The organism is Planktothricoides raciborskii GIHE-MW2, assembly GCF_040564635.1.
GTDB lineage: Bacteria > Cyanobacteriota > Cyanobacteriia > Cyanobacteriales > Laspinemataceae > Planktothricoides > Planktothricoides raciborskii.
The window spans coordinates 4,765,720-4,778,880 of sequence record NZ_CP159837.1 but is presented as its reverse complement, the minus strand read 5'-3'; the positions used below and the strand labels follow the sequence as shown (position 1 = coordinate 4,778,880).

Below are 13,161 nucleotides of genomic sequence, written 5' to 3'. Positions count from 1 at the left end.
ATTTATCGCTTAAATTAATAATTAGAATGCTATTACAAAAGTTAGGTCTGGGATTGGTCGGTAGTTTGTTGGGTTTAGGCTGTCACCTGATGCCAGTTTGGGGTCAGGGCGATCGCTCTTCCCAAGTTAATCCCGCAGATTTGGATTTAAGCCCAGAAATTATTGAGGAAAGTCCGGTGTTGCAGCGCTGGTTACAGGAAGTGCCGGATGTGTTAAAAGATATTCGCTCCGATCCGAGTTTTCGCACCAGAGTCCGGGCGGGATATTCTCAGTTTCCTTCGACTGATGATGCCAGTGGGTTTAATGTGGGAGTGGAGGATTTGTTTTTGGGTGGCACAGGTCTGACGGTAAGCGGAGATTATCAGGCAAGTGGGAATGGCGATCGCACCTCCGCTGGCGCCCAATTGCGTTACTATTTATTACCCTTGGGTAACTATGTGAATATTGCCCCAGTGGTAGGCTATCGCCATTTAGAAACTGAAGCTTATTCTACCAATGGGTTAGAAGTTGGTGGCAGGTTGATGTTGGCTTTATCCCGTGGCGGCGCCGGGGATATTTCTCTGGGTTATAGTCAAGTGGGGATTGGTGGGGATGAGTCGGTGGGTTTGGCTAGTTTTTCCGTGGGCTATGCGGTGAGTCGGAATGTGCGGTTAGCCACGGATTTACAATGGCAAATTGCTGACGGGGATGATGATAGTCGGGTGGGGATTGTTTTGGAGTTGATGCCTTAAAAATTCACCACAGAGACACAGAGGATACAGAGAAGAAGATAGGGAAAATAATGACAAAAATTATTTGATAAACTCCAAGACCCCATCGGTAGGGTGGGCAAAATTTTGCCCACCCTACATACTCGCTATATATAATTGAAGAGAACAGTAAAAACCCATAAAAACCATGACCACCACTGAAATCCGTCAAGAAATATTAAAAAAAATTAGTCACATCTCCGAGCCACAACTGAACCAAGTTCTACAATTTATTAATCAGGTTAACCAACCTTCAGAAAACACCATGACCGATCCTCTGGCAGATTTCATCGGTCAAGTAGATCATGGCACTCTAGCTCAAAACTGCGATCGAGAAATGAATCAATCTTGATTAGATCAAGCAAATCAGGCTATGCAAACCCTATTTAAAAGTTTTGAAAATCAGAAATTTCATCAAATTTTTATCAATGAAGCACGATTTGCAAAAACCTGTTCACTGCGTAGTAAATATTATATAGACAAACCACGAAGTTCATTTACGGACTTATCCTCAATGGTGGTAATGAAAGAATATGGAATTACCTTTATTTTGACGGGAGACGATCATTTTAATCAAGTTGGGATGGGATTTATTCAAGTCCCTAATTATAATTCTTGATCCTGACGATCGCTGTTTCTCTGTGTTTCTCTGTGTCTCTGTGGTAAAAAAATTTGGCAATTAATCATCACGCAATTCCTCAGCAATTTGGTCATCGGCCAGGTTAATTACCGGAACTTGTAAACGTCCGAGTTCGTACATAAATTGCAGTTTGTTCTTATGGCAAAACTCAGCGGCTTTGCCCAGAGATAACCGGCGTAATTCAAACAATTTGACTGCCAGTAAAAATATTCAGCTTCTAAAGCTTGGGGTGATTTGCCCGAAGTAATCAGTAAGTCTTCGGGATAGGGAAGAGATAGATTAGGCATAGATGTATCTCTGGTTACTTGACGTGCGATCTGAGTTATTGGTCGATTTTAGCTGACGCCAGATGCGCGTTAGCGAAGCGATCGCGGAGGGCGATCGCTCTTTAAAGGCTTATTTTAGCGGATATCCGTTTAAATAAGTAACTGAGACTCGGTGCGATCGCTCTCCCGTTGCGGATGCGCTATCGCTGTTCCCATACCTCCGATAGAATGGGTTGATATTCTTTTCCAGAGAAAGGAATAAATTTTTCTGGCCATTCAGCGGTCATGTTGCACAATAAGCGAAAATGCAGGGGGGTTGGTGCTGGGTTAACTCGCTCAACTTGTACATTTACTAACTCTGGCTTTTCTCGCACAAGTTCCAGGGCATCTGCCACTAAATACCGAGGACAATAACCGACAATATGGTGGTCTCTGGTACATAGCAATAAAGCGCGAGAGTCGTAAGGATTTTGGAATTCATTCGCTAAATACAACAGTTCATTAGGTTGCAATTCACTAATTCTTTCCACGGATCCTTTGGGTAAATACCGTAAGCCATGAGCAAAGAAATGGATGTGATAAAGTCCATTTTCATCGGGCTTAGGGCAGGGAAAAATCTCAAAAGTATCGGTGGCTTTACGGCCACCATTCCGAGAAAAAATGACCATTGGATCGTCTTGATGTTCGGGAATATTCAGCCATTGAAGATAATTCCTATATTCCTGGCGAGAAGGACGCATCAAGCGGTTAGCAAAGAAGGGAAATAAACCAAAAGATTTATATTCTCTGGTTAGTTCTGGAAATGAATGAAGTGGCAGAAATTTACAATTTTCTTCGGCATATTTCGCGCCATAAGTGTAAAGAAACTGATACCAATTTCCATCAAAGGTTAGCCGACCAATGGGAAACCAGGAACGGCTCAGTGGATCTTGCCAAGCTAAAAACAATGTTTCCATGATAAATAAATTATACAATTTACAAAAATTCATCCAACAGTAGGGGCGAAGCATTCCGGCAGATCGTATCCGCTGGAAACATTAACTTATATACCGGAATGCAACGCCGCCCTGAAGCAGGCAAGGGCGAAGCATTCCGGTATATAGGTTATGGTTGGTAATATTAAATAGACTGCCGGAATGCTTCGCCCCTACGAAATTTTTACGAAAATTTAATGTTTGTATGATAAATAAATTATACAATTTACAAAAATTCATCCAACAGTAGGGGCGAAGCATTCCGGCAGTAGGGGCGAATGGCCATTCGCCCCTACAATATTCCAAGCAATCAATTATCTGCCGGAAAGATCACGCCCGTACACTACCGGAATGCTTCGCCCCTACCGGAATGCTTCGCCCTTGCGAGGAAAATATACAGAATAGACCAAAATTTGCTAAACTCCAGAGTCGATAGATAGCAAGTCCGCAGGGGGTCAGGAAGTGGCGGGAATTAACCATAAGGCGCAAAATCCACAACTAGAATTTAGTGATTCCAGGGATATTTCTTGGCCCTGGTGGCCGTTGGTGCCACTGTATCCTTATGGTCAGCGGCGGACAATTCGCAAAGAAGTTATTCAAGATACGATTTGGACTTTTGACCAACTTCAGGGGATTTTTTATGTGGTGGTGCCCATTCGGATGACCGTAGTCCGGTTGGCACAAGGGGGTTTGTTGGTTTATGCTCCCGTGGCGCCGACTCGTGAATGTGTGAGTTTGATGCAGGAGTTGGTGGCAAAATATGGTCCAGTAAAATATATTATTCTGCCCACAGTTTCGGGATTAGAACATAAGGTGTTTGTGGGGCCGTTTGCTCGTCGTTTTCCCACCGCACAAATATATGTGGCCCCAAGTCAGTGGAGTTTTCCCTTGAATTTGCCCCTGAGTTGGTTGGGGTTTCCCCGTAAACGCACGCAAATTTTGCCCGAAAATAGTAGTCAAACTCCGTTTGCCGATGAGTTTGATTATGAGATATTGGGGCCGATTAATTTGGGGACTGGTCGCTTTGGAGAAGTGGCTTTTTTCCATAAGCGATCGCGCACTTTATTAGTTACGGATACGGTGGTTTCGGTGCCCGCCGATCCACCAGCGATCGCACAACTCGATCCTTATCCGTTGTTATTCCATGCTAAAGATAGTTCGGCAGATATCATCAAAGATACCCCAGAAAATCGCCGCAAAGGATGGCAAAGAATTACTTTGTTTGCTTTTTATTTCCGTCCTCATGTCCTAAATGTGATGGAATGGAACCCCATGCTAAAAGATGCCCGACAAGCAAGCGATCGCTCTCGGAAAAATTACTTTGGCTTATATCCGTTTCAGTGGCAACCGGGTTGGATGCGATCGTTTGAAGCCTTGCGAGGTAATGGTCATCTCTTTGTTGCCCCAATTCTTCAGACCCTTATCCTTAACCGCGCACCAAAAGAAACTTTAAACTGGGCAAGTAAAGTCGCTCTCTGGCAATTTGAACGGATTATTCCCTGCCATTTACAAGCGCCCATAGAAGCGACTCCCCAGCAATTTCGTCAAGCATTTTCTTTCCTAGAAAAGTATCCAGCAATTAGTGCAGGAGCGTTTAATAGTAATACTTATCCTTTGCCAGAAGAAGACTTTCAATTACTTCAAGAAATCGATGCAACCTTAAATCAGCGGGGCATTGTTCCCCCAGCCAAAGAGAAAGTATAAAGAGTCTCTCAAATCATCAAAGCTCAAAAACCGCTTTCGTCGGTTGATTTACTGGCTGATAGGCGGCAAAAATCTTTCTTACTAAGGGTACATGAGCCGCTGCTTCAATCCACAGGCGAGCACCGCAGGGGCCTGTTTCGTGGGGAGTGTACACAATCCGACAGGGGCCATTAATTTCTAGTTCGTGGCATTCGTGTTGGTTTTTGCCTTCTTTGACCACAATCGGCGGCTCGTTCTGATTTTCTTTGGCGTTTTTGCCGATAATTTGCCGGTTCACTAGAATACAGGTTTCCGCTTCCCGGCGGCGCTTGTACCAGGTGCCTTTGGGACCTTTGCCGCGTTCTTCGATAACGGGCATTCCGTTAAATAAGGGGATAATCCAAGCGCGGCCTTGTTTTTCGGCGCCTTTGACTCGGCCTTGTTGGAGCAGGATGCGGAGTCTGACGGTGGAAATACCTAGGTAGTGGGCGGCTTCGGTTGTGCCGATATGGGTTGGGGTGCTGTCTGGGTTGCTCATTTGTTTGGTCTCTCTTTTTACATCGTAATAGTAATATAGCTGGGATAAATCAAACCGTCAAAGGCTTTAGCTACTTTTGCAGTAACTACATCGCAATAGTAAATATGAGTAGCGGATGAGCAAAGATAAAAGATAAAAGATAAAAGATGATTTTCTGTAAAGCTCTCAGTTAATCTTTGTGCCTCTTTAGCCTTGGTGACTCAAATTGCGGATATGTCATTTAACTACATCGTAATAGTAAAAGGGGATGGGCTGGTTAACGACAGATAATTTTGATATTCATAAACAAATTTCTTTACAGCGCCCTCCCTTCTCAAATAAAAACAATAGCCCCGTTGAACTGATTGATGAATTCCAGAAAAACCCCACCATTAGCCTATTTTTAATCGGGATAAAGCTAGGGTGGGGCGATCTATTTATGTCCAGATTATCTGCTTCTAAGTCCAGATTATCTCCAGAAAGCAAAAAACGCTATAAAACCAGCCAATCAGGAATTCCTTGAGTATTTGGCGGGATCTGAACGGGTCGGTAGAGTTGGGCTGCGAGAAGATAATTAATTGCTTTGGGGGACTTCATCCCCAGCATCAGTTCATTGGCTAATTGTTGAACAAAAGTTTGTTCCATTGAGGTCAGGGGTTCTTTTTGCATCTGACTGTTGACTAATTTTTGATAAGCTTGCCCCAAATTACTTTGGTAGAAATGTTGCAGTTGTTCCGGTGCGGTATTTAACCAAAATTCGGCTATTTGTCGGCGAATTTGCCGCAATTCCTCGATAATTGATTGATCGGTAGGGTCAATATAATAGAGATTGGCACAACCGATCGCCCGGTTAATAAATTCTGTTGTGGTGACATCTTGGAGTAACGGATTAGACCCTAAATTCAGAGATTCTACCTGGACAGATTTTTGTTTTTCCTGCCATGTTTGGAAAAGCTGGTGAAATAGGTTGCCCATTTTAGCCGAATAGCTGCGACTATCCAAAAATGGGGGTTGGTTTTGCATTTTTTGCTGAATTTGCTGCCGGTATTGCTGACGCAATTGTCGGCTATTTGCTAAGGTGACAGCTAAGTTAATGTAAGCTGTTTCGCTGTTAGCAATTAGTTGGGGAACTTGCAGTTCGTGTAGCAATGCGGAACCTTGGCGCGATCGCAGAGTATTGCCTTCCCAAACAATGGGAGGTAAACCGATTTCTAAGGGATCAATTAAAGAAGTTGCGCCCGCATAAGGGTAAGAGTCCAGATAAATATCCGCAATTTTCAGACATTCTTTAATATCCGTCGGACTGGGTAAAGTATTAATGAACACCAGACGGTTAGAATCGATGCCATATTTGCTAAATACCGCCCGCATCAGATTAATAAAAGGAATCGTGGGATAATTCGGATTCCATGCTGGACCAAAGGGATATAATACTAATATAGAATTCGGGACTGCGGCGATAATTTTAGCCCAAGTTTCCCGGAGTTCGGGTACAATTTTGTGGAAATTTGCCCCAGAGATAAATACAATCGATTCACTGGTTGCCCCCCAACTTTGCCGGTCTGGTTTGACGGTGGCTGGGGGATGTTCTGTGGGGAAACGGAAACAAATTCCCGACCCCGGAATGTTTACTAAGCGTTCGCGATATTGGTCTTGATAAGTTGGCGCTGGTGCGGTTAATTCCCCGGCAATATAATAGTCGATATGCCGCATACGGGTGGTGATGGGAGAACAGAATGAGGTGATTTGTACGCGGGCTAGACGATGCATTTCTAGTAACCCTCTTTCCCGCAAACGAGTTATGACATTCATGCCAATGAATAAAATATCTAAGTCATCAGACCGGATTTGTTTTACTTGGTCATGGATATTTTCTGGCAGTTTTACTCTAGCATCGCATCGACTCTGGCAATACTGTTCGAGGGGCTGATTTTTAAAATGATTGGCATAAAGAATTACTTCAAATTGGCTGCGATCGAGATATTCAAAAACCGGCAAAGTGGCAAAAGTTTCCGTCGATGCTTGGAAATTGCTTTTCAGAATACCAACGCGAATTTTTGGCCGCTGGGGTCGTTCAGGGAAACAGTAATCTAGCTGATATGCTTCACTTAGGGCAAACTCATTAATCTCGCTAGTTTTGATAATGATATCCTTGATATTTAGGGCATTAAAGTATAAGGGAACCAGATTCACATTTTGGGTGAATAGACGAGCTATATTTTGCCAAATCGTTGATTTTTGATTGCTGAATATGCGCTGATGGAGATAATCCACTAATCCCTGCATATAGTTGGCATAATCAGTGGTTTCACCAATTTGGTTGAACAGTTCGGGATAGTCGATTAAAAAATTGACAAAATCGTTTAACAGCCATTGGGGAATCGGCGCATTTTCATACCACCGTGACGGCAATTGATGCGATCGCGTGTAAAGCATGACTGCCAAGAGTGATTGGATACCTTGGGGTTGCCCTAATCCTTGAGCAATATTGTCAATTAATTGCTTGACAAATGGCTGTTCTGATTCGGCGATCGGCTCATTTTTGATTCGACTGTTCATTATTGTTTGATGTATTTTACCCATAACTTCACTATAAGCCGTTTCCAGTTGAGCATCACTGATGACCAACCATTGTTGCGCTAGTTTTTGCCGCGTTTGCTGGAAGTTGGTAATATTTTGCGGATCTATCTGAGTGAGTTCTCCATAAGCAGAATAAATAGAATTTTTTAAGGATTTAATTCGCGGCAAAATTGCTTGGGCTGGGGCAAAATCTGGGACTGCTTGCAGCACGGTTTTCAGAGAGTTTTCCGCTAATTGAATATTGTTTACTTTTTCGGCAATTTGAGCAATGTACCAGCTAACTCGCCAATGATTACAGCCTAAATTAATGGCCGCTAATAAGTCAGCAAGTGCTTGCTCATATTGTCCTAGCCGTTGTCGGACTAATCCAGCCCATAACCGCAAGTAACCATCATTGGGATAGAAGGCTTGATAATCTAATAGTCCGCCTCCACCCAAGGTATAAATTAATTTTGATGATTCAGAAATTTGGCGATCGCTGTCAAAAAGTTCTTGAATATCATCTGAAGTCATGCTCGTGTTAAATTGGGGAGCAGTTTGCCCAAGAGATTTGATAAATAATTCAGCCCCAGAGGGTTTAAAAGGATCGCCGATTAAGTCGTCAAAAGTCACGGGTTGTTGCAGCAAACTGCCAGTGGAGAAACCGGAGAAACCCGGTTTTTTCAAAAAACCGGGTTTCTTGGCTTTCGGTAATTTTAGCAGGCGATCGTAAATGGGATTTATTTGCTTGGCAGCATTTTCTGCCCCAAAAATTTGTTGAGCATAAACCCGCGCATTTTGACCTAATCTTTGCCGTTCTTCAGGATGATGATAAAGATATTCTATCGCTTGTTTATATTCTAATTCACTGTCAACAATTAACCCAGTAAAGTTATCGACAATCAGGCGTTTTACCCCGCCATAAGGAAAGACCACCGGGGGGATTCCGGCATACATTACCTCTTGTAAATTTAACTCCGCAGCAGCATAAGTATCTTCACAAAGGGGATAGCCATAAACATCTAATATTTCTATGACTGATTTAATATCATCTACATACCCCCGAAAGTCAAACTTTGCTAAAGCCCCAAGGTCTTGGGCTTGTTGTTTGAGATAAGCTTCAATTGTTCTGCCACCACAGACGATAAACTTCACATTGGGAATCTCAATTTTAGCACTCATTGGCACATAATTCGGGTGCATTTTGGTAAAATACACAGTGCCAATATAACCGACATTAAATGTGTCGTGAGGTTTGGTTTGGATATTTTCAACTCTGGCAAAGTCTGCGGCATCATAAACCATGCCAATTTTCTCCAGTCTTACCTCTGGTGAGAGATTCTGAAATACGGGAAGTTCAGCGGTATAAGGATTACAAGGAATGGCAAAATCTGCATATTCTACTAATTCCTGGGTGATGATGTGGGGTGGGTATTCACCAGCAATATGAAACCAAATCAGCAAGCGACAGGGGGGCAGTTCTGACGTAAGCAGGTCATAAAGATCGGGATTATTCCAAAAATGAATATGGACAATATCGGCGCTGGCAATTTCGCGATCGCGTTGAGATTTATCGGGACCGTTGATGACAGTCATTCCCGCTGCTTGGGCTAATTCTAAAGGCAACGGATCGGCACAAGGTTGCAAAGAAATAATGTGATGCTGAAAATTACCAAGATGGGCAGAGTATTTGGCGATCGCGATCGCTGACCGGGTTGCGCCCCCTCGCGATAACTGATGAATTATATGTAGAATTTTCATTTGTTTCATGGGTTGCTGAATTTGAGAAAGTCAGAAAGTGAAAACTTTAGAATAATCTTAAGACAAAAGTTTACGATAAACCCGAAGCGTAGAAAAAACGCCGGGAATAATGGGCAAATGTGCCTGAGTTTGAGTAGGATCCGTCGGATATAATAAGGGGACTTCCACCCGTTCGCAATGATAAGTTTTGTCCATTAACTCTTGACAAGCTTGCCGAATTCCTGGCTCTTTGCCTCCATGATGAAATAAAATTGCCGTGCGATTTTCATCATTCAGGGGTGGTAAATAATCGTGAAATACCATGATTCCCCCAGGGGCTAATAGCGGAAAATAATTCAGAATATCTTGCCGCACCCCTTCATAACTATGATCTCCATCAACAAAGATAAATACAGGCTGTTGACCATCCCGATCAAATAAAGACTGTAATTGCGGGGCTGCTTGATGAGATAACATTTGCAAGTGTGTCACTTCATTCTTAAAATGTTGGAGAACTGTTTGTAATTGGGGATGTCCACCGGGATCGATCGCAAATCCTTGGCACTGTGGCACAATTAGTTTAAATGTTTGACATTCTAAAAACAAAGAACTGCCCGCATAAGAGCCAATTTCCACAAACCGCAATGGGGATGAGCTTTGTGGTAGCAATTGGCGTAAAACATAGTAAAGTTGAAACCGTTCGTTTAATGACATTTGACTTTCAATTCCATAAGCCACCGGGTCATCTTGATAAAACTCGCGGATCAGATCGCTTGGAATCATCGGATTCAAAGGAAATTTATCTGGTTTTATGAAAAAAACGCCGGTTTCATCAATGGGTTGAAGATTCAATGTAATTTGTTTTTGCTCGGCAAATTCGTGAACCGCTTGGCGACAACCTTCCCAGTGACCATAATCATCGACTTGAATATAACCATCATTCACCACTCGGTCATATAAATTCTGAAAAATTACCTGGGTTGATTCATACCAATCACCATCGACGTGCAACAGAGAAATCATGCCCACCATATTTCGCATTTTGGGCAAAGTTTCTTGAAAATAACCTTTAACGGTTTTAACAATTTGCCGCACTTTTAACTTAGAACAAATTTCTTGAACAGTAGTTTCTGGTGCGGCACAGGTGCCGGTTCCCCAGCCGGTTTGATCCGCAGGAATTCCCTGATGTCGATCTTTTTCTGTGGGGGCTGGCATTCCACTAAAAGAATCAAAGGCATATAACCAACGGGGTTGTTTACTGTAGTTTTTAATCACTGCGGCCATTAATGCGGTGGAACCCCCTCCAGCAACGCCACATTCAACAATATTCCCTGGAATATTTTTTTGACAAATTTGCTTGACCAAAGAAAATAATGAATATAAACGAGCTTCGCTTAACATGGTGTATGGGCGAACAATTTCCAGTAATTGTTGAAATTCTGGATCGTTAATTTTCTTGGTGATTAGCTGCGGATATTGATCTATTAGTTGATTTTTCAGGGTTTGCGCTGCGGTATTTTGGGGAAAATAGCGGAGTTCTTCTTGTAACGCTTGGAGGGCAGCGCCTGGTTGATGTTGATTGAGAAAACAAATTCCTCGCAAATAATCGATGTTTTGCGTGTATTTTTGCGTTGTGTTTTGCAGTTTTTTGGCTTGGTTTAATAAGTCAAATGCTTGGGTATGATTTTGCGTATTTATGGCTTCGGTTGCTTGTTCAACTAAATTGGCGGCAGAAATGCCTTGTGCAGAACTGGGCTGAATTTCCATGAGTAACTGTCGGGCTTTTGGATGTTCTGGAATAGCCGCTAATAAGATATTTAAGCTTTCTATGGCTGCCTGATTTTGCCCCATTCGCGCTAAGGCGATCGCCTTGCCATAGTGCAGTCCCGGTTCATTCGGTAAAGCGGCGATCGCCATTTCCAGAACTTTTAAATTTTCGACATTTTTACCCTGATTCAAGTATTTGACTGCTGACTGAACCAGGAAATAATTATATTCAGTTTCGGCGGCTAATAGTTGAGAACGCATTTGTTCTGGAGATAGCAAAAATTTTGCTCCTAAATATTCATCGACTATGGCCATTTGTTCTAGGTTTGTTTCAGGATGAACATTGGTAAACAACTTCTTTAATTGTTCTTCTCTCATCGCCGGAGGTGGGGCGAAATGTCTTAAAAACTTATCATCTCCTTGTAGTTCATAATCCGGCGCTTGATTCAAGTGAAAATAAGCACACCCTGCCTTAACCGCGTAAAATAAATGAGAGCCTAACCCATTGCTAGAGGCATATTGATGCAGAGAACACAAGTGATAAAAGCGAAATAAAAAATCCGGGTCATATATATGACCGGCAGATACAACTCGCATCCCTCTTTTTTCAAAAGGAATGTGCCGGCCTAAATGATAATCTTTCCAGTAAATACAGACGGTAATCGGCTTGAGAGTATCAGGCAGTTGTTCTAGCTTTTCGGCCAGAGATTCATCATCCATTTTCACGATGATGTGATGGGTAGAGTGAAAAGGGAAAAAAATCGTTCCCTGGCGCTTGGGTTTTGGCTGATTTTTTAATAATTCTATTAAATATAAAAATGGAGAAGCCGCCGGGATAACTTGTTTCCGAGGATAGTCATTAGGCAGTTGTTTTAGATAACTTTTAACTCGATAAGGTGGGTAAGCCCAGATTGTGGGTAGGAGTGATTGTAACTCCGCTTCCCAAACTTTATCATCACTTAAGTTAACCCCGTGAGGCACGATCGCTTTTAGGGGATAGTTCGGGGATAGATTCGCATATTGCTTGATAATTAGATCGATGCCATAGAAAGCATTACCGGCAAAAAATTCCGAAGTTTTTTGAGGTCTATCTGCACAGAGTTGAGTCAGATTTTTTTGCTGTTCCAGGGTTTGTTCTAAGGTGAGCATTTGTTTTTTTACTGACATTAAGTTAATAGATTCCAGGTGACTGGCGTGCCGATTTTAACATCCTGTTTAATCGTTTTCCCCAACAGAATATCGTAATATTTAGCGGGTAAACCCAATCCGGGGCGAACAATTCTCAGATTCTCTGGGGTGAGAATTTCCCCAGCTTTCATGTCTTGGGAAATGTAGAGCGATCGCCGAAAAATTAAAGATTTTTCTTCTGCCCTGGTTGGCCCATATTGGATTTTTCCCAAACTCTGACAAGCTCTTTGTGATTCTACAACTAATTGCGCCATTTCTTCGGGTTCCATAGAAAAAGCTGCATCCACACCCCCATCAGCACGACGCAAAGTAAAGTGTTTTTCAATCACCGTTGCACCCAGGGCAATACTGGCGATCGCGACCCCAATTCCCATCGTGTGATCGGATAATCCCACTTGGACATTAAATAAATCTCGTAAATGGGGAATCGTCAAAATATTGCTATTTTCTGGGGTGGCCGGATAGGTGCTGGTACATTTGAGTAAAATGATATCCTGACAACCTGCTTCCCTCGCGGTGCGAACTGTTTCATCCAATTCGGCTACGGTTGCCATGCCGGTAGAAATAATCATCGGTTTGCCGGTACTCGCGACTTTACGAATTAATGGTAAATCCGTATTTTCAAACGAGGCAATTTTATAACAAGGGACATTTAAAGATTCGAGAAAATCCACCGCAGTCTCATCAAAGGGAGTGCTAAATCCAATGATATTCAGTTCTTTACAGCGATCAAAAATCGGTTTGTGCCATTCCCACGGAGTATAAGCTTGTTGATAGAGTTCATAGAGAGAATAACCTGCCCATAAGCTGTTTGGGTCATCAATAAAAAACTCCCCTTTCTTAATATCTAAAGTCATCGTATCGGCGGTGTAAGTTTGCAGTTTAATCGCCTGTACCCCCGCTGTAGCTGCTGCTTCTACAATTTCTAATGCTCGGTCTAAAGATTGATTGTGGTTGCCGGACATTTCGGCAATGATAAACGGTGGATGACTGACTCCGATATTTTTCTCATATATAACGATATTTTTCATAAATTATCCTGTAAATATATCAGGCAATTATATCATTTAATTATAAA

Annotated in this window: 10 protein-coding genes; 4 read left to right on the top strand and 6 right to left on the bottom strand. The window is 42.5% G+C overall.

What is annotated here, in order from left to right:
* Positions 1 to 26: 26 nt before the first annotated feature.
* The 3 genes from ABWT76_RS20595 to ABWT76_RS20585 all read left to right on the top strand — a co-directional run bounded on the left by ABWT76_RS20595 (position 27) and on the right by ABWT76_RS20585 (position 1,368).
* On the top strand, positions 27 to 731 hold the full coding sequence (locus tag ABWT76_RS20595) for a hypothetical protein (protein WP_354634896.1): 705 nt from the start codon (positions 27 to 29) through the stop codon (positions 729 to 731).
* Between the two features lie 166 nt (positions 732 to 897).
* Positions 898 to 1,101, top strand: a complete 204-nt coding sequence (locus ABWT76_RS20590) for a hypothetical protein (protein WP_354634895.1) — start codon at positions 898 to 900, stop codon at positions 1,099 to 1,101.
* Positions 1,102 to 1,122: 21 nt separating this feature from the next.
* On the top strand, positions 1,123 to 1,368 hold the full coding sequence (locus tag ABWT76_RS20585) for a hypothetical protein (RefSeq protein ID WP_354634894.1): 246 nt from the start codon (positions 1,123 to 1,125) through the stop codon (positions 1,366 to 1,368).
* Positions 1,369 to 1,428: 60 nt separating this feature from the next.
* Here ABWT76_RS20585 and ABWT76_RS20580 read toward each other — a convergent pair whose 3' ends face one another.
* Positions 1,429 to 1,590 carry a UPF0175 family protein gene (locus ABWT76_RS20580; RefSeq protein ID WP_255353173.1) on the bottom strand — a complete coding sequence of 54 codons (162 nt, stop codon included), beginning with the start codon at positions 1,588 to 1,590 and terminating at the stop codon, positions 1,429 to 1,431.
* Positions 1,591 to 1,855: 265 nt separating this feature from the next.
* Positions 1,856 to 2,611 (bottom strand): HIRAN domain-containing protein, encoded by a 756-nt coding sequence (locus ABWT76_RS20575; protein ID WP_354634893.1) that lies wholly within the window; start codon positions 2,609 to 2,611, stop codon positions 1,856 to 1,858.
* A 489-nt stretch (positions 2,612 to 3,100) separates the two neighbouring features.
* Between ABWT76_RS20575 and ABWT76_RS20570 the strand changes: the two genes are divergently transcribed.
* The gene (locus ABWT76_RS20570; RefSeq protein ID WP_354636427.1) at positions 3,101 to 4,333 is read left to right on the top strand and encodes a DUF4336 domain-containing protein; all 1,233 of its coding nucleotides are present in this window, start codon (positions 3,101 to 3,103) and stop codon (positions 4,331 to 4,333) included.
* 16 nt (positions 4,334 to 4,349) lie between these two features.
* On the opposite strand, the gene ABWT76_RS20565 is transcribed toward ABWT76_RS20570, so the two are convergent.
* The 4 genes from ABWT76_RS20565 to pseI all read right to left on the bottom strand — a co-directional run bounded on the left by ABWT76_RS20565 (position 4,350) and on the right by pseI (position 13,114).
* Entirely contained in the window at positions 4,350 to 4,850 is a 501-nt protein-coding gene (locus tag ABWT76_RS20565; RefSeq protein WP_354634892.1) for a DNA-binding protein, read from the bottom strand.
* 471 nt (positions 4,851 to 5,321) lie between these two features.
* On the bottom strand, positions 5,322 to 9,149 hold the full coding sequence (locus ABWT76_RS20560; protein ID WP_354634891.1) for a glycosyltransferase: 3,828 nt from the start codon (positions 9,147 to 9,149) through the stop codon (positions 5,322 to 5,324).
* Positions 9,150 to 9,206: 57 nt separating this feature from the next.
* A complete protein-coding gene (locus ABWT76_RS20555; RefSeq protein ID WP_354634890.1) occupies positions 9,207 to 12,062 on the bottom strand; it encodes a TylF/MycF/NovP-related O-methyltransferase in 2,856 nt (951 codons plus the stop codon).
* On the bottom strand, positions 12,062 to 13,114 hold the full coding sequence (gene pseI, locus ABWT76_RS20550; protein ID WP_354634889.1) for a pseudaminic acid synthase: 1,053 nt from the start codon (positions 13,112 to 13,114) through the stop codon (positions 12,062 to 12,064). The genes ABWT76_RS20555 and pseI overlap by 1 nt, the downstream gene beginning before the upstream one ends.
* Positions 13,115 to 13,161 lie beyond the last annotated feature (47 nt).

What these genes read in the sequence shown, in the direction of transcription:
- ABWT76_RS20595 (WP_354634896.1), top strand. Translation starts at nt 27, where the DNA reads ATGCTATTACAAAAGTTAGGTCTGGGATTGGTCGGTAGTTTGTTGGGT.
- ABWT76_RS20590 (WP_354634895.1), top strand. Translation starts at nt 898, where the DNA reads ATGACCACCACTGAAATCCGTCAAGAAATATTAAAAAAAATTAGTCAC.
- ABWT76_RS20585 (WP_354634894.1), top strand. Translation starts at nt 1,123, where the DNA reads ATGCAAACCCTATTTAAAAGTTTTGAAAATCAGAAATTTCATCAAATT.
- ABWT76_RS20575 (WP_354634893.1), bottom strand. Translation starts at nt 2,611, where the DNA reads ATGGAAACATTGTTTTTAGCTTGGCAAGATCCACTGAGCCGTTCCTGG.
- ABWT76_RS20565 (WP_354634892.1), bottom strand. Translation starts at nt 4,850, where the DNA reads ATGAGCAACCCAGACAGCACCCCAACCCATATCGGCACAACCGAAGCC.
- ABWT76_RS20560 (WP_354634891.1), bottom strand. Translation starts at nt 9,149, where the DNA reads ATGAAAATTCTACATATAATTCATCAGTTATCGCGAGGGGGCGCAACC.
- ABWT76_RS20555 (WP_354634890.1), bottom strand. Translation starts at nt 12,062, where the DNA reads ATGTCAGTAAAAAAACAAATGCTCACCTTAGAACAAACCCTGGAACAG.
- pseI (WP_354634889.1), bottom strand. Translation starts at nt 13,114, where the DNA reads ATGAAAAATATCGTTATATATGAGAAAAATATCGGAGTCAGTCATCCA.